16 protein-coding genes are annotated in these 16,125 nt (G+C 52.2%); all 16 read left to right on the top strand.

Annotation, left to right across the window (positions count from 1 at the left end):
* Positions 1 to 14 precede the first annotated feature (14 nt).
* Positions 15 to 1,352 carry a UDP-N-acetylmuramoyl-L-alanine--D-glutamate ligase gene (gene murD, locus KNP92_RS08570; RefSeq protein ID WP_214839477.1) on the top strand — a complete coding sequence of 446 codons (1,338 nt, stop codon included), beginning with the start codon at positions 15 to 17 and terminating at the stop codon, positions 1,350 to 1,352.
* A complete protein-coding gene (gene murG, locus KNP92_RS08565; protein WP_214839475.1) occupies positions 1,349 to 2,425 on the top strand; it encodes an undecaprenyldiphospho-muramoylpentapeptide beta-N-acetylglucosaminyltransferase in 1,077 nt (358 codons plus the stop codon). Before murD ends, murG begins: the two co-directional genes overlap by 4 nt.
* A gap of 12 nt (positions 2,426 to 2,437) precedes the next feature.
* On the top strand, positions 2,438 to 3,208 hold the full coding sequence (locus tag KNP92_RS08560) for a cell division protein FtsQ/DivIB (protein ID WP_214839473.1): 771 nt from the start codon (positions 2,438 to 2,440) through the stop codon (positions 3,206 to 3,208).
* 227 nt (positions 3,209 to 3,435) lie between these two features.
* The gene (ftsA, locus tag KNP92_RS08555) at positions 3,436 to 4,722 is read left to right on the top strand and encodes a cell division protein FtsA (RefSeq protein WP_214839471.1); all 1,287 of its coding nucleotides are present in this window, start codon (positions 3,436 to 3,438) and stop codon (positions 4,720 to 4,722) included.
* A gap of 44 nt (positions 4,723 to 4,766) precedes the next feature.
* Complete coding sequence (gene ftsZ, locus KNP92_RS08550; protein WP_214839469.1) at positions 4,767 to 5,909, top strand: cell division protein FtsZ; 1,143 nt, start codon at positions 4,767 to 4,769, stop codon at positions 5,907 to 5,909.
* 54 nt (positions 5,910 to 5,963) lie between these two features.
* Positions 5,964 to 6,725, top strand: coding sequence for a peptidoglycan editing factor PgeF (gene pgeF, locus KNP92_RS08545; protein WP_214839468.1), 762 nt, complete (start codon positions 5,964 to 5,966; stop codon positions 6,723 to 6,725).
* Complete coding sequence (locus KNP92_RS08540) at positions 6,722 to 7,375, top strand: YggS family pyridoxal phosphate-dependent enzyme (protein WP_214839466.1); 654 nt, start codon at positions 6,722 to 6,724, stop codon at positions 7,373 to 7,375. Before pgeF ends, KNP92_RS08540 begins: the two co-directional genes overlap by 4 nt.
* Positions 7,376 to 7,398: 23 nt before the next feature.
* Positions 7,399 to 7,866, top strand: a complete 468-nt coding sequence (locus KNP92_RS08535; RefSeq protein WP_214839465.1) for a cell division protein SepF — start codon at positions 7,399 to 7,401, stop codon at positions 7,864 to 7,866.
* A 4-nt stretch (positions 7,867 to 7,870) separates the two neighbouring features.
* The gene (locus KNP92_RS08530; protein ID WP_034805585.1) at positions 7,871 to 8,143 is read left to right on the top strand and encodes a YggT family protein; all 273 of its coding nucleotides are present in this window, start codon (positions 7,871 to 7,873) and stop codon (positions 8,141 to 8,143) included.
* Entirely contained in the window at positions 8,144 to 8,914 is a 771-nt protein-coding gene (locus KNP92_RS08525) for a YlmH family RNA-binding protein (protein WP_214839463.1), read from the top strand.
* An 18-nt stretch (positions 8,915 to 8,932) separates the two neighbouring features.
* Positions 8,933 to 9,478 carry a DivIVA domain-containing protein gene (locus KNP92_RS08520; RefSeq protein ID WP_214839461.1) on the top strand — a complete coding sequence of 182 codons (546 nt, stop codon included), beginning with the start codon at positions 8,933 to 8,935 and terminating at the stop codon, positions 9,476 to 9,478.
* Between the two features lie 266 nt (positions 9,479 to 9,744).
* Positions 9,745 to 12,471, top strand: coding sequence for an isoleucine--tRNA ligase (gene ileS, locus KNP92_RS08515; RefSeq protein WP_214839459.1), 2,727 nt, complete (start codon positions 9,745 to 9,747; stop codon positions 12,469 to 12,471).
* Between the two features lie 58 nt (positions 12,472 to 12,529).
* The gene (gene lspA / locus KNP92_RS08510; protein ID WP_214839457.1) at positions 12,530 to 13,003 is read left to right on the top strand and encodes a signal peptidase II; all 474 of its coding nucleotides are present in this window, start codon (positions 12,530 to 12,532) and stop codon (positions 13,001 to 13,003) included.
* Positions 13,003 to 13,914 carry an RluA family pseudouridine synthase gene (locus KNP92_RS08505; protein ID WP_214839455.1) on the top strand — a complete coding sequence of 304 codons (912 nt, stop codon included), beginning with the start codon at positions 13,003 to 13,005 and terminating at the stop codon, positions 13,912 to 13,914. Before lspA ends, KNP92_RS08505 begins: the two co-directional genes overlap by 1 nt.
* Before the next feature lie 200 nt (positions 13,915 to 14,114).
* On the top strand, positions 14,115 to 14,648 hold the full coding sequence (gene pyrR / locus KNP92_RS08500; protein ID WP_214839453.1) for a bifunctional pyr operon transcriptional regulator/uracil phosphoribosyltransferase PyrR: 534 nt from the start codon (positions 14,115 to 14,117) through the stop codon (positions 14,646 to 14,648).
* Positions 14,649 to 14,696: 48 nt separating this feature from the next.
* A complete protein-coding gene (locus KNP92_RS08495) occupies positions 14,697 to 15,998 on the top strand; it encodes a solute carrier family 23 protein (protein ID WP_214839451.1) in 1,302 nt (433 codons plus the stop codon).
* Positions 15,999 to 16,125 lie beyond the last annotated feature (127 nt).

Genomic DNA, 16,125 nt, shown 5'->3' with positions numbered 1-16,125 from the left:
GGATGGTGGAACAAATGAAAGCACAGTGGAAAGGTAAGCGCGTCCTCGTTCTCGGCGCAGCCCGTAGCGGCATCGCGGCTGCCACCTATTTGTCAGGTGTCGACGCGGTCGTGACAATGAACGCAGGAACGGAGCCGTCGAGCGAAGAACGGACGAAAATCGAGCAATTGGGAATCAAATCGGTATTTGGCGACCATCCACTCGACTTATTGGATGATACGGACGTCATCGTCAAAAACCCTGGTATCCCGTACCACATTCCGCTTCTTCAAGCGGCGATGGAACGAGACATCCCGATTTATACGGAAGTCGAACTCGCCTATATGGCGACAGACGCCTCGTTCGTCGGCATCACGGGTTCGAACGGCAAGACGACGACGACGACGCTCGTCCATGAACTGTTACAAGGTGGCGATCGTCCCGTACACGTGGCAGGAAACATCGGTTTCCCTGCAATCGAGGTGGCAGGACGTGCGATGCCGGATGATATTATCGTCATCGAACTATCTAGCTTTCAGTTGATGGGCGTTGAGACGTTCCACCCGAAGGCAGCCGCGCTCTTAAACCTATCTGAGGCGCATCTCGATTACCACGGTGACTTTGATTCGTATGCCGATGCGAAAGCGAACTTATTCCGTAACATGACCCCTTCAGACCGCGTTGTCGTCAAAGGGGCCGACCTTGAAGTGATGAAGCGTGTGCCGGACACGTTGCAAGCATCAACGTTCGGTTACGACGCCGGCGATGCTTATGTGCAAGATGGTTGGATTACCGTGCACGGTGACAAAGTCCTTCCAGTAGCCGATCTCGCGCTCGGTGGGGCCCATAACGTGGAAAACGTGTTAGCGGCACTTCTTTTAATCGAACCGTTTAACATCCCGCGTGATCATATCGAGCACGTGTTGCGTACGTTCGGCGGCGTCGCCCATCGGACGGAGAACGTAGGTCATGTGCTTGGACGCCGGGTGTATAACGATTCGAAAGCAACGAACAACGTGGCGACCGAAGCGGCGCTTGCCGGTTTCGATTCGCCAATCGTCTGGCTCTGTGGCGGACTTGAGCGAGGCGCTGACTTGTCTTCGCTCGTCCCGGCGATGTCGCGCGTCAAAGCGGTGATCGCATATGGGGAGACGGCCGAACGTTTCAAGACGCTCGGCGAATCCCAAGGACTCCCAGCCTTTGCTGTCGAAACATTAGAAGAAGCCGTCCCGCTCGCGTTCGAACAGTCGGCAGAGGAAGATGTCATCTTATTGTCGCCGGCATGCGCAAGCTGGGATCAATATAAGACGTTCGAGGAACGCGGTACCCATTTTGTCGACCTCGTCCGTTCCATTGAGGAGGCGAAACGATGAGAGTCATCATTTCAGGCGGTGGAACAGGGGGCCATATTTACCCGGCTCTCGCGTTGCTCGATACACTAAAGGCGCGCCACAACGATTTAAAAGTACTCTATATCGGCACAGAAAACGGACTCGAGGCTGATCTCGTTCCGCGAGCCGGCATTCCTTTCAAATCGATTCGAATCGCGGGATTGAAGCGATCGTTATCGCTTGAGAACGTGAAGACGGGATATTGGTTCTTGAAATCGGTCCGTCAGCTAAGAAAAGAGATGAAGGCGTTCCATCCGGACGTCGTCATCGGGACAGGCGGGTTTGTGTCCGGGCCGGTCGTGTTCACGGCTCAGCAATTGGGTATCCCGACGATTCTGCATGAACAAAACAGCATCCCGGGACTGACGAATAAATTCTTGTCGAAAAAAGCCGACTGTGTCGCGCTGTCGTTCGCAGGTTCTGAGTCGCAGTTTCCAGGGGCGAACGTTCGGGTCATCGGCAACCCGCGCGGGAGCGAAGTGTTGCAGACAGTCGCCGACCCGGCTCAAATCCGAGCGACGTACGGAATCGATGAGCGTCCGATTATCGTCATCTATGGTGGGAGCCGAGGTGCCGAGGCGATTAACCGTGCCGTGCTCGAAGCGATTCCTGAGCTGAGTCAACAGCCGGTCAACGTTCTTTACGTGACGGGAAACGTGCACTATGAGGCGGTCGTCGCTGAAGCGAAGCCGGCAGAAAATGTTCACATCTTGCCTTACGTGTACGACATGCCCGCCCTTCTCGCTTGTGCGACGCTCGTTGTCTCGCGCGCAGGGGCATCGACCATCTCTGAATTGACGGCGCTCGGCTTACCGAGCATCCTAATTCCGAGCCCGTACGTGACGGCCGACCATCAAACGAAAAATGCTTCCGCACTCGTCGAGAGCGGGGCCGCCGCTTTAATTCGTGAAGCGGACTTGACCGGTCAAACGCTCGTCGAGAAGATTCATTACGTCTTGGAAAACGAAAAACAGATGGCGGAAGCATCGAAACGGTTAGGATTCCCACAGGCCGCCGAATCCCTCGCCGCACTTGTAGAAGAAGTCAGCCGCTAAAGGAGAGGAAGCATGGAGACACGTCAGAACACCGTCCGTAGTTTAGAAGACCGGATTCCATATATGAAAGATCAGCGACGGAAGAAGGCGAACCGTCGATTGTCTGCTATTTTGCTGCTGTTCGCCGTACTGATTGCGCTCGTCGTCTATATGCAGACGTCGGTGTCGGATGTGAAGGCGGTGAACGTGTCGGGCTTAGCTTGGTTGACCGAGTCTTACGTGTTAGAACAAATCGATTTAGACACGACGTCAAAAATCGTCGAAGTGTCTCCTAGCCGACTTGAGGCGGCCATTCGTGAGCTCCCCGGTGTGAAAGATGTGGAAGTGGATCGAAGCTGGTACAATATCGTCACCATCAAACTCGAAGAAGAGAAGATGATTGCCTACTCGAGGACGGATGACCGGGAAGTCGTCGTCTTAGCGGACGGCTCGCTTCATCCGACCGGACAAATCGACGACCCGGCAAAACTGAAAGACGGGCCGCTCTTACGACAGTTTGACAAGGAAGCCGACCTTGAGAAAGTGGCCGGCGAGCTCGAGCAAGTCGATGACGCGTTACGAGCTAGAATGTCTGAGATTGTGTTTCAGCAACAAGACGGTGAACCGACGCGTTATGAGATTTACATGAACGACGGCAACACGTTGCTCACGCCGACGTTCAAGCTAAGTCAAACGGTGTCCAAGTACGGGGAGATTTTTGAAAATATCCCGAAAGGACAGCGAGGGACGGTCGTCATGGACGGAGGCTATTATTTCGTCCCGTATGAAAAATCGGAAGAATAGTCTGAATTTTTACAGCCCTGCGACAGGTCAGGGCTGTTTTTTTGTCGTTTGTAATCGAATTGACACCCCAAAACCGCTTAATTTGTAGGATTCTACCTTTTCTCACTATCTTATTTGTTGTAAACTTAGACGTGAGATATCTTGCCGGACCTAACAATATTTTTGGATATCTGTAATATTGTAATGGAAGACTGAAACTGAAATTTTAGCGCGGAGGTGTTTCCCTGTTGGAAGCGAACGGTTATGTAGCCGCATTAGATATTGGAACGTCAGAAATTAAGCTTGTCGTGGGTGAACTACTCGGGGGAACGCTTAATATTTTGGCAGAAGGTTGTGCTCCGTCTGCAGGAGTAAAACGTGGCGCCGTCGTCGACATCGATAAGACGGTTCAAGCCATCAAACAAGCCGTCGAACATGCCGAAGCGGCACTCGGTGATCAAGTTCGTTCGGTATACGTTGCCATTGAAGGGGAACATATCCAAATTGCCCCATGTCACGGCATCGCATCGGTCAAACGGGAAGACCAGGAAATTACAGATGCCGACGTGATTGAAGTCATCAATTCGGCTCAAGTGATGCGTCTCCCTGACGAGATGAGCGTCATCGATGTCATCCCTTCTTCGTTCACTGTCGATCAACAGACCGGCGTCGTGGACCCACGTGGAATGCTCGGCTACCGGTTAGAGATGCACGGGAAGATGGTAACGGGTTCGAAAACGATCTTACATAGCATCCGTCGTTCAATTGAACGAGCGGGACTGAAGCTCGACGGATTCGTGCTCGGTAACTTGGCGCTCGGGATGAGTGCCGCTTCGGTGGATGAGATTGATCTTGGTATCGGCTTGATTGATGTCGGACACGAGAAAACGACCGTATCCGTCTTCTATCGCGGGGATCTCGTTTACTCGTATATCCTTCCGGTCGGTGGCGACCATATGACACGCGACTTGGTATACAAGCTCAATTGTAAATACCAAGATGCGAAAGTCGCGAAAGAAGAATATGGCCTTGCTCTCGAAGAAATGGCAGATGCGACAGAAGGATTCTCGTTCACAAACATTAACGGGGAAGTGGCGTACGAGCCGCAAGCTGAAATTAGTTATGTTTTAGAGGCGAGAATAGAGGAAATGTTTACGTTGGTGTTGAATAGAGTGCAAAAGGTAGGCGTTCCAGCACTGAGCGGAGGTTATTTGCTCTGTGGTGGCGCAGCTGCTTTACCTGGTATTCAGGAACTGGCGACCCGCGTCATGGGTCAAAAGACGCGACTTTATCAACCGTCATCGATCGGTGTCAGACATCCGAAATACGCGTCGGCTGTTGGCGTCCTCAAGTACGTGCTCATGAGCGATCACCACGTCTCGAAGCAAAACTTGGAGAAGCCGGATGTACGCGAAGTCGTCCCTTCGGCAACGACAGCGGATCGACAATCGGATACTGGTGAAGAATACGATTCGACTGAGCGCGAATCTAAAAACGGATTCGGGCGTTTAATGGAAAAATTATTTGGCGTGTAAGCTAATGCGATTCACAATCGGAAATTACGTAGGGGGATACCTGAATGATGTACTTTGATGAGGCGATTGACGCCGTAGCAAAAATTAAAGTAATTGGAGTCGGCGGCGGCGGTTCAAACGCCGTCAACCGCATGATCGAACACGGCGTACAAGGGGTCGAGTTCATCGCGGTCAACACGGATGCACAAGCGCTGAACATGTCGAAAGCGGACGTGAAGCTTCAACTCGGTGCGAAATTGACACGCGGTCTCGGTGCCGGTGCCAACCCGGACATCGGGAAAAAAGCAGCGGAAGAGAGCCGTGAACAGTTGATTGAAGCGCTTGATGGCGCAGATATGGTCTTCGTCACAGCTGGCATGGGTGGCGGAACGGGTACAGGGGCTGCCCCTGTCATCGCCGAGATTTCAAAAGAAATCGGCGCTTTGACAGTCGGTGTCGTCACGAAACCGTTCATGTTCGAAGGACGCAAACGGATGCAACATGCTCAGCATGGGATTCAAGCGTTCAAAGAAAAAGTTGACACGCTCATCGTCATCCCGAACGACAAGCTCCTTGAAATCGTCGAGCGCAACACGCCGATGATTGAGGCGTTCCGTGAAGCGGATAACGTCTTGCGTCAAGGTGTACAAGGGATTACGGACTTGATTGCCATCCCTGGTCTCATCAACCTTGACTTCGCGGACGTGAAAACAATCATGACCGAAAAAGGCTCGGCCCTCATGGGTGTCGGTGTCGCCACAGGTGAAAACCGTGCTGTCGAAGCTGCGAAGAAAGCCATTTCTTCACCACTTCTCGAGTCTTCCATTGAAGGCGCGAAAGGCGTGTTGATGAACATCACGGGCGGTCTCAGCCTTAGCCTTTACGAAGTGACAGAAGCTGCTCAAATCGTTCAAAGTGCTGCCGATGAAGAAGTGAACTTGATTTTCGGTTCGGTCATCAACGAAAACTTGAACGATGAGATTATCGTGACGGTCATCGCAACTGAATTCGCAGAAGAGGCACAAGGATCGAACCCATTCCTTCAACAGCCGAAGAAACAACCTGAGGCTGAAGTGAAGAAAGAGTCGCAACCAAAAGCAGATTCTGCTCAACAAGAAGAAGGGAACTTCCATAGACCGGTCTATGGTGGTGACGTCCCAGACGAGACGATCAACATCCCAGCGTTCGTAAGACAACGCCGTAACTAAAAAATAGGGGGTGCCGGTTCTCGGCACTCCCTTTTTGTAAAAAAGGAGAACGACATGCGATTGATTCATTCATGGGAAACAGAAACGGAGCGCTTCTCGGCTTATGTGACGACGCGCACCGACTGGCATAATGATGGGAACGTCGGACTGCACGTCGGGGACGACCGTGCCCTCGTCGTAGAAAACCGAGAACGTTTCTTTAAAGACGCCGGTCTTGATTTGAAAGACTCGGTTTGGGCTGACCAAGTTCATGGCAATCGTGTCGCATTCGTCGATGCGAACGACCGTGGTGATGGGGCTTACGACTACGAGACAGCGATTCGAGCGACAGACGGACTCGTGACCACGACGAACGATTTATCGCTCGCCCTCGTCTTCGCCGATTGCGTGCCACTGTTCTTTTGTGCGAAAGATTATGGTGTCATCGGTGTGGCGCATGCGGGGTGGAAAGGAACGGTCGGCAACATCGTCGCCTCGATGACGGACGCGTTCGCGACACTCGGGGTGCCTGCTGACGCGATGGACATGGTCGTCGGTCCGGCGATTACGGCCGAGGCGTACGAAGTCGATCAACGTGTGCTCGATGCCGTAAGAAACGTATCCGATGCGGCATATGTGGCCGCCGTCACAAATGAACGCGACGGGCATGCGCACTTATCGTTGCAACAAGTGAATGAGACGCTCGCCGTCGAACGAAATTTGGACGTCACGCAATCCAACTTGTCGACCGTTTCGGACCGAACGTTTTTCTCGTATCGGAACGGAGACGCAAAGCGCCGGTTTGCGGCCGTCCTCGTCAAGGAGAAGAAATCGTGAGTATAGCGAATAACGTGCAACATGTCAGACAAACCATCGAACACCATCGAGCCGGACAGGACGTGACACTCATCGCCGTCACAAAATCGGTCGGACCGGACGTCGCGACTGCCCTTTATGATGAAGGGGTACGACATTTCGGTGAAAATCGACCGGAAGGACTTTTGGCAAAAGCGGAAGTGTTGCCGGACGATGCAAAAATCCACTTTATCGGAAGTCTACAAACGCGCAAAGTGAGACAAATCATCGACCGCGTCGCGGCCATCCACTCACTCGACCGTTTATCCCTCGCAGAGGAAATCGACAAGCGGGCTGACCGAGTCATCGACTGTTTCGTTCAAGTGAACGTCTCGGGCGAGGAATCAAAACATGGGATTGAAAAAGAGGAGGTCCACGCCTTCATCGAGAACTGTAAACAATATCCGCACATCCGGGTGATCGGTCTCATGACGATGGCCCCACTGACGGAAGATGAGTCAGTACTTCGTGACACGTTTAATCAGTTGCGCACGCTGCGCGACGACGTGTTGGCGAAACGGTACGCACATGCCCCGTGTACAGAACTGTCGATGGGCATGTCCAATGACTATCCGATTGCTGTCGAAGAAGGCGCATCGTTTGTTCGTATTGGAACCATACTTGTGCAATAATATATTTTAAGGAGGAATCCGTTATGTCAATCAAAAACAAGATGAAAGATTTCTTCGGACTCGAAGAAGAAGAACGGAATGCGTATGAAGGAGAAGAGTATGTTGTCGCGGAAACGAAGCAACAGCCGATGACCGAGCAACTCGTCAAGACGGACGAACGTCCGAAAACATCAAATAACCTTGTCGCGTTCAACTCGAAAAAGAAAGAGCGTTCGAAAGTCGTTCTCGCCGAGCCACGCGTCTTCGCTGAAGCGCAAGACATTAGCGACCAGTTGAAAGAGAATCGCGCCGTCATCGTCAACCTTCAACGCATGTCAAAAGAGCAGTCTCGTCAAGTCGTCAACTTCTTATCGGGTGTCGTCTATGCGCTCGAAGGGACGATGACGTCGATTGGACATAACACGATTCTATGCACTCCGAACAATATCGAGTTGACGGGGTCGATCTCGAACTTGATTTCGGAGGACGAACTCAATAGTAAAGGATGGTAAGTGAATGAATAACGTAGTAGAAGCTTTAGGAAATACAATCGTTACGCTTCTTGGATATTATAGCTGGGTGTTGATTGCCTACATTCTATTGTCATGGTTTCCGAACGCGCGTGAGTCAAAGTTCGGACAAATCCTGTCGTATTTGTGTGAGCCGTTCCTCAATCCGTTCCGTCGGATCATCCCGCCAATCGGTGGCATGCTCGATATCTCGCCGATCGTCGCCTTATTCGTACTTCGAATGGCACAGGTTGGGGTGCGAGCGATTTTCGGTCTGTAAATGAGCGTCTTTGACCATTATCGTCCGAGCGAACGGGCGTTTATCGAGCAAGTGCTCGACTGGGTGCAACAAGTCGAGGACAACTACTTGTTCAAATTGACGGACTTTTTAGACCCGCGTGAACACCAAATTGTGAAGCAAATCGTCGGGAAGCGTCTAGCGATTTACGATGACGGTGGTTTTGAAGGAGCAGAACGACGTCGGCTCATTTTGGCGCCGGACTATTATGAACTCGAGCCGAACGATTTTGAGATTGCGATTCGTCAAATCGACTATCCGACAAAGTTTGTCGACTTGACCCATCGTCAAGTGACCGGCACGCTCTTGAACGCCGGGCTGAAACGTCAGAAGTTTGGAGACGTCGTGTTAGAAGACGGGATCGCCCAGTTTGCCACGACCACAGAGGCGGCTAGTTTCATCGAGATGAACGTCGACCGAGTCGGCAAAGCCCGAATTCGCATTTCGGACGTGGCACCTGAAGCCGTACTCGTCGTTCCGGAGACGAAGTGGACGGAAGAGTTTGGCATCGTCTCGTCGCTTCGATTTGATGCCGTCGTGAGCGAAGTGCTCAATTTATCGCGGCAAAAAGCGCAGGCGCTCGTCAAACACGGCGACTGTAAAGTGAACCATAAACAAATCGAGGATGCGAGCTTCATCTTAGAGCCCGATGATTTAATCTCGATTCGCGGTTACGGTCGAGTGAAGTTGACAGCAATTCTCGGCTCGACGAAACGTGAGAAAATAAAAATCCAGTATGGCATCATACGTTAAATTTAGGAGGAAAGTCGAATGGCGTTGACACCGATTGATATTCATAATAAAGAGTTCTCGACTCGTTTTCGCGGGTACGACATCGATGAGGTCAATGAATTTTTAGATCAAATCATCAAAGAGTTCGAACTGTTGATTCGTGAGAATAGAAGGTATGAAGAACTCGTCAACGATATGCAAGCTCGCATTGACTACTTCTCCTCGATGGAAGACACATTGAACAAATCGATTATCGTCGCGCAAGAGGCGGCGGAAGAAGTGAAGACGAACGCTGCGAAAGAGGCGAGCCTCATCTTGAAGCAGGCGGAACGTGAAGCACTCGCGCGTGAAGAGGAAGCGGCACGAAAAGAGCAACTCGCTGAGCGTGAAGTCGTTCAAATGTTGAAGAAAGTCGAACTGTACCGGACACGTTTCCGCGTGCTCGTCGATGCCCAAATGGAACTGTTAAATAGTACGGAATGGGATACGATTGTCGGCGAACCACCGGTCCAAACGGTTCTTGACGATACGACCGAACTTACGTATAATGACGACGAAGTCATACCAAACAAACATCACGGATAATACACAATACGTCGACTAGGACACGTCGATAAAGTCATACCTACGAAGCGACTTAGGGAAGGTGCGAGCCTAAGAGAAAGACTTTATTCGGTATCCCCTACGAGTGTCGTGCTGAAACGAGTAAGCGCGACCGCCTGACCCCGTTATCGGTCACCGAGAGCGGTCTCGACCTATGTCGAGACTAGTAGGGTGGTACCGCGAGTCGACAAACTCGTCCCTATTTAGGGGCGGGTTTTTTTGTTGTCAAAAAATGAGGAGGAGTTTCAATGAACTATAAAGACACCCTATTGATGCCTGAAACAGATTTCGCGATGCGCGGAAACCTGCCAAAACGTGAACCACAAATGCAAGAATCATGGGAACAGATGGACCTTTACAACCGTGTACTCGAAAAGAACGCGGGCAAACCGCAGTACATCTTGCATGATGGCCCACCGTACGCGAACGGCGACATCCATATGGGACACGCGCTTAACAAGGTGTTGAAAGACATCATCGTTCGCTTCAAGTCACTGAACGGCTATCAGTCGCCGATGATCCCTGGTTGGGACACGCACGGTCTCCCAATCGAGAACGCGCTTCAAAAATCAGGCGTCAATCGTAAAGAGATGACGGTCGCCGAGTTCCGTGAGAAATGTGCGGCGTATGCGATGGAGCAAGTGAACTCGCAGCGCGAACAGTTCAAGCGTCTCGGTTTACTCGCAGACTTTGAGCACCCATATATCACGCTCCTCCCAGAATACGAGGCCGCTCAAATCCGTCTATTCGGGACGATGGCTGAAAAAGGCTACATCTATAAAGGGAAGAAACCGGTCTACTGGTCACCGTCTTCGGAATCTGCCCTCGCCGAAGCGGAAATCGAGTACTATGACAAGAAGTCGCCGGCTATTTACGTAGCGTTCCAAGTCGTCGATGGAAAAGGCATCTTGGAGACGACCGACCACTTCGTCATCTGGACAACGACGCCATGGACGATTCCGGCGAACCTCGGGATCGCGGTCAGCAATGAGTTGACGTACACGCGTATCAACCATGAAGGCAAAGGCTATATCGTCGCCGAAAGTCTCGTAGAAGATGTGACGACAGCGCTCGGTTGGACCGACTTCACGGTGGACGGGTCGTGGAACGGCCAGGCGTTCGAACATATGACGGCGCAACATCCGCTTTACGACCGGACGTCTCTCGTCATGATTGGTGACCACGTCACGGCTGACGCGACAGGTCTCGTCCATACGGCACCAGGTCACGGGGAAGACGACTATCGTGTCGGACAAGCGTACGGGCTCGACGTCCTCTGCCCGGTCGATGATCGTGGCTACATGACGGACGAGGCACCTGGATTTGAAGGCCTCTTCTATGAAGATGCCAACAAACAAATCGGGATGAAGCTTGAAGAGAACGGCTACCTCCTTAACTTAAAGTTCATCAAACACTCGTACCCGCACGACTGGCGTACGAAAAAACCGGTCATCTTCCGTGCGACACCGCAATGGTTCGCATCAATCAAAGACTTCCGGAGTGACTTGCTTCGTGAAATCGAAGAAGTGAACTGGGTGCCGGAATGGGGCATGACACGTCTTTACAACATGGTTCGTGACCGTGGGGACTGGGTCATCAGCCGTCAACGGGCATGGGGTGTGCCAATCCCGATCTTCTATGCGGAAGACGGCACGGAAATCATCACGAACGAGACGATTGACCACGTCGCGAACTTGTTCCGCGAACATGGCTCGAACGTCTGGTACGAGCGCGAAGCGAAAGACTTGCTCCCAGCAGAGTTCACGCATCCAAACAGCCCGAACGGTGAGTTCCGTAAAGAACTCGACATCATGGACGTTTGGTTCGACTCGGGCTCGTCACACGCAGGTGTGCTCGAAGAACGGGCTAACCTTCGCCGTCCAGCCGACCTCTATTTGGAAGGGTCAGACCAATATCGTGGCTGGTTCAACTCGTCGCTCTCGACAGCAGTTGCAACGACAGGGAAAGCGCCATACCGTACGGTGTTAAGCCACGGTTTCGTCTTAGACGGTGACGGACGTAAAATGTCGAAATCGCTCGGTAATACGATTGCGCCAAACGACCTCGTGAAACAATACGGTGCAGAAATCGTTCGTCTTTGGGTATCGTCAGTCGATTACCAATCTGACGTACGCGCCTCACACGACAACTTCAAGCAAGTGTCGGAAGTGTACCGGAAAATCCGCAACACGCTCCGTTTCTTGCTCGGAAACTTGAACGGGTTCGACCCGTCGATGCGCGTCGCTTTCGAAAACATGCCTGAAGCGGATCAATTCATGGCGACGAAGCTCAAGCAGTTGCAGGCGAAAGTCATCAAGGCGTACGACACGTTTGACTTTATGGCCGTTTACCACTTGATTCACAACTTCTGTGTCAACGAGTTGTCTTCGTTCTATCTCGACTTCACGAAAGACATCCTCTACATCGAGCGTGAAGATGACGCACGTCGTCGTGCCGTGCAAACGGTCATGTACGATACGGTCATCGCGCTCACGAAGTTAATCGCTCCAATCCTCCCGCACACAGCGGATGAGGTGTGGCAAGAGATTCCGGCGAAAGCAACTGATAGCGTGTTCTTGTCGGACCTCGACGAAGTCGTCGCGCTCTCGGAAGAAGAGACGGCGCTACTTGCGAAGTGGTCGAAATTCCTCGCGTTCCGTAACGACGTGTTGAAAGCGATTGAGATTGCTCGTGGTGAAAAGTTGATCGGGAAACCGCTCGAGGCGAAGTTGCTTGTCGCGCCAAAAGGCGAGACAAAACGCTTGCTTGAGACGATCGATAATGTTCGTCAATTGCTTCAAGTGTCGCAACTCGACTTTGTCGATCATGCGGATGTCGATTATGCAACAGCAGAAATCACTGTCTCGAAAGCCGACGGTGCCGCCTGTGCCCGTTGCTGGACATACTCGACGGAGCTCGGTCAACATGCTGAGCACCCAGAGCTTTGCCCGCGTTGTACTGAAGTCATCGCATAAGCCGGACCGGAGTGGCGAACGTCCACTCCGGTTTCTTATGACGTGAAAGGAGAATTGGATGAAGCGCTACTATGGATTGGCACTATTTCTCATCATGCTCGACCAAGTGACGAAGTGGATCGTTGTACAGACGATGACGATCGGACAGTCGATTGAGCTCATCCCGGGCTGGTTGTATTTGACGTCATACCGCAACAAAGGAGCGGCTTGGGGCATGCTCGAAGGACAGATGGTGTTCTTCTTTATCGTCACTGCAATCGTTGTTGTCGGCTTGATTTACTTCCTGCATAAAGAAGTGAAGGGATTCAACTTGCTCGGCTATAGCGTTGGACTTTTGCTCGCCGGGGCGATTGGGAATTTCATTGACCGAATGTTCCGTGGCGAGGTCGTTGACTTCGTCGACACGTATCCGTTCGGGTATAACTTCCCGATTTTTAACGTCGCCGATATGGCGCTCACGTTCGGTGTCATCTTTATGATCATCGGTGTATTATTCGAAGAAAAATTAAACAAAGAGAGGGGACAATCGTAATGGAAACTTACACATTTGTCGCCGAAGAAAAGGCACGTATCGACAAATGGATGAGCGAACAAAGTGAGTGGTCACGTTCGCAAATCCAAGATTGGATCAAGGCAGGAGCCCTGCTCGTCAACGGGCAAACCGTCAAACCGAACTATAAATTGCAAGAAGGCGACACAATTGTCGTCACGGTTCCAGATGCCGTCGAACTTGAAGTGTTACCTGAGCATATCCCACTCGATGTCGTTTATGAGGACGAGGATGTCATCGTCATCAACAAAGCACGTGGCATGGTCGTCCATCCGGCGGCTGGTCATACATCAGGGACGCTCGTCAATGCGCTCCTCTACCATTGTGATGATTTGTCAGGAATCAATGGCGTGAAACGTCCCGGCATCGTTCACCGCATCGATAAAGACACAACAGGTCTCTTGATGGTCGCGAAAAACGATGTGGCCCACGAATCGCTCGCGACCCAGTTGAAGGATCGTCAAATCAAGCGTGAATATATTGCGCTCGTTCACGGCGAAGTCGTGCATGAGCTCGGGACGATTGAAGCACCGATCGGACGCGACACAAACGACCGCCAGCGCATGACGGTGACAGACAAGAACGCGAAAGAAGCCATCACACACTTCCGTCTGCTCGAGCGATATAAAGACTTCACGCTCGTCGAGTGTAAACTCGAGACAGGACGGACGCACCAAATCCGTGTTCATATGCGTTATATCGGTCATCCGCTCGCCGGAGACCCGAAATACGGTCCGCGCCGGACGATTCAATTGAACGGTCAGGCCCTCCACGCGGCGACGCTCGGTTTCTTCCATCCGCGCACGAACGAATGGTTGGAATTCGAGGCGAAGCTCCCGGCCGATTTCGAGGCGGAACTCGCCAAATTGGACAAAATCGAGAAAACGCGTTGACTTTCAACCGATTCCGATTTATAGTCTAGGAAGCATAACACCTTTAAACCCAGTCCAGAGAGGCTGTGAAAGGATTGTGGCCGCGGCCACGACACGTCGATTATTTGAGGCAGAGGTCTGCCCTCATATATGAAGACTTCCTTTTCCAGCCGGATGAGGAAGTCTTCTTTTTTATACAATTTGTGAGAGGGGGGAACTAGTTGAAACGTTCCACCATTTTAGATGAAGCGGCCATCCGCCGCGCACTTACCCGAATCGCCCATGAGATTATCGAGCGAAACAAAGGGACGGAAAACGTCGTGCTCGTCGGGATAAAAACCCGAGGCGAGACGCTCGCTGACCGGCTCGCCCGCCGGATCGAAGAAATCGAAGGTAAACCGATTGCCCTCGGGAACTTAGACATCACGCTCTACCGGGATGACTTGTCGAAGAAATCGCTCGACCCGGAAGTGAAAGCGACGGAACTCCCGCATGACATTAACGGTAAGACGGTCGTCCTCATCGACGACGTACTCTACACAGGTCGAACGGTGCGTGCCGCAATGGACGCGCTTGTCGATCACGGTCGCCCGGATTACATCCAACTCGCTGTGTTGATTGACCGTGGACATCGTGAGTTGCCGATTCGCCCGGACTTTATCGGAAAAAACGTACCGACGTCCAAATCGGAACAAGTCGTCGTCCGACTCAGTGAAGTCGATGCGACAGACGAAGTATTCATTAATCAGCAATAATCCAAACAACCTTTAAGGTGGTCCAGAGAGGCCAGGAAGGAGAACCACATGAAACAACCCATCCTCAATATCCACGAGCGTCCCGCTCACTTGCCGCAATGGCTGCTCTTCAGCTTGCAACACGTCTTCGCCATGTTCGGAGCGACGATTCTAGTCCCGATTCTGACAGGACTCAACACATCGGTCGCACTCGTCGCTTCCGGTGTGGCCACGCTCTCATTCTTAGCCATCACCCGTTTCAAAGTCCCAACGTATCTCGGATCGAGTTTCGCCTACATCGCACCGATTATCGCGGTCAGCCAACAGTGGGGCGTCGAAGCCGCCTTGTTCGGTGGCATCATCGCCGGCTCGGTGTACGGTGTCGTCTCGCTCATCATCTATAAGACAGGCGTGCGCTGGCTGTTACGGCTATTGCCGCCGGTCGTCGTCGGCCCGGTCATCATGGTCATCGGTTTGTCGCTCGCGCCGGTCGCCATCGACATGTCGATGAATGACAATGGCGCATATAACGGCACGTTCATCACGATCGCACTTCTCACGCTAGGCATTACGATGCTCGCGATGACGAAGTTAAAAGGGGTCTGGGGCGCTGTACCGATTTTGTTCGGGATTGTAGGAGGATACGCCATCGCCGCGATGTTCGGAATTATCGACTACTCCGCAATCGGTCAGGCAAGCTTGTTCCAACTTCCAGACTTCACGATGGTGTTCGTCGACTACATGCCAATGTGGCAAATCGGGGCACTCCTCGCCATCGTCCCGGTCGCCCTCGTCACGATGACCGAACATATCGGGGACCAGATGGTCACCTCAAAGATTATCGGGCGTGAGACGATGAAAGACCCGGGTCTCCACCGGACGCTCCTTGGCGACGGTGTCGGAAAGGCCATCGCCTCCGCGCTTGGCGGGCCACCGTGTACGACCTACGGGGAAAACAACGGCGTCATGGCCATCACACGCGTCTATAGCGTCTATGTCATCGCAGGTGCGGCTCTCATGGCAATCAGCTTTGGGTTCCTCGGTCACGTCGAAGCGTTCATCTCGACAATTCCGAACCCGGTAAAAGGCGGGATCTCGATTCTCTTGTTCGGCGTCATCGCGTCAAACGGACTTCGGACGATGGTCGAAAGCAAAGTCGACCTTGCCGAAAAACGGAACCTCATCATCGCCTCAGTCATCCTCGTCGTTGGTCTTGGCGGTGCGATGGTCCAACTCGGTAGCTTCCCGATTCAAGGGATGGCACTCGCGACAATCGTCGGGATCTTGTTGAACGCCTTCTTGCCGAAAGAAGAGCCGACGGAGACAGCGAACGAAACAACTGAAGAAACACGACAAGCAAGTAACTTTTAATTCGATCCCGTGAGGTCGGCAAAGTGAAGGCTCGTTTATTTGGGTGTGTGCATCCGAATAAAGGCGTCCCTTCACGTAGGTGAAGAGGCGCCTTTTCTCTTTGCCTTCTAAACAAAAGGAGGAGACG

This window comes from Exiguobacterium sp. s122 (assembly GCF_018618475.1).
Taxonomy (GTDB): Bacteria; Bacillota; Bacilli; order Exiguobacteriales; family Exiguobacteriaceae; genus Exiguobacterium; species Exiguobacterium himgiriensis.
Note: the sequence above shows the minus strand (reverse complement) of the source record. Positions and strands in the feature narration are given on the sequence as shown.

Bases quoted from the DNA above. Each gene is read 5' to 3' on its own strand.
- murD (WP_214839477.1), top strand. From the start codon at position 15: ATGAAAGCACAGTGGAAAGGTAAGCGCGTCCTCGTTCTCGGCGCAGCC.
- murG (WP_214839475.1), top strand. From the start codon at position 1,349: ATGAGAGTCATCATTTCAGGCGGTGGAACAGGGGGCCATATTTACCCG.
- KNP92_RS08560 (WP_214839473.1), top strand. From the start codon at position 2,438: ATGGAGACACGTCAGAACACCGTCCGTAGTTTAGAAGACCGGATTCCA.
- ftsZ (WP_214839469.1), top strand. From the start codon at position 4,767: ATGATGTACTTTGATGAGGCGATTGACGCCGTAGCAAAAATTAAAGTA.
- pgeF (WP_214839468.1), top strand. From the start codon at position 5,964: ATGCGATTGATTCATTCATGGGAAACAGAAACGGAGCGCTTCTCGGCT.
- KNP92_RS08535 (WP_214839465.1), top strand. From the start codon at position 7,399: ATGTCAATCAAAAACAAGATGAAAGATTTCTTCGGACTCGAAGAAGAA.
- KNP92_RS08530 (WP_034805585.1), top strand. From the start codon at position 7,871: ATGAATAACGTAGTAGAAGCTTTAGGAAATACAATCGTTACGCTTCTT.
- KNP92_RS08525 (WP_214839463.1), top strand. From the start codon at position 8,144: ATGAGCGTCTTTGACCATTATCGTCCGAGCGAACGGGCGTTTATCGAG.
- KNP92_RS08520 (WP_214839461.1), top strand. From the start codon at position 8,933: ATGGCGTTGACACCGATTGATATTCATAATAAAGAGTTCTCGACTCGT.
- ileS (WP_214839459.1), top strand. From the start codon at position 9,745: ATGAACTATAAAGACACCCTATTGATGCCTGAAACAGATTTCGCGATG.
- lspA (WP_214839457.1), top strand. From the start codon at position 12,530: ATGAAGCGCTACTATGGATTGGCACTATTTCTCATCATGCTCGACCAA.
- KNP92_RS08505 (WP_214839455.1), top strand. From the start codon at position 13,003: ATGGAAACTTACACATTTGTCGCCGAAGAAAAGGCACGTATCGACAAA.
- KNP92_RS08495 (WP_214839451.1), top strand. From the start codon at position 14,697: ATGAAACAACCCATCCTCAATATCCACGAGCGTCCCGCTCACTTGCCG.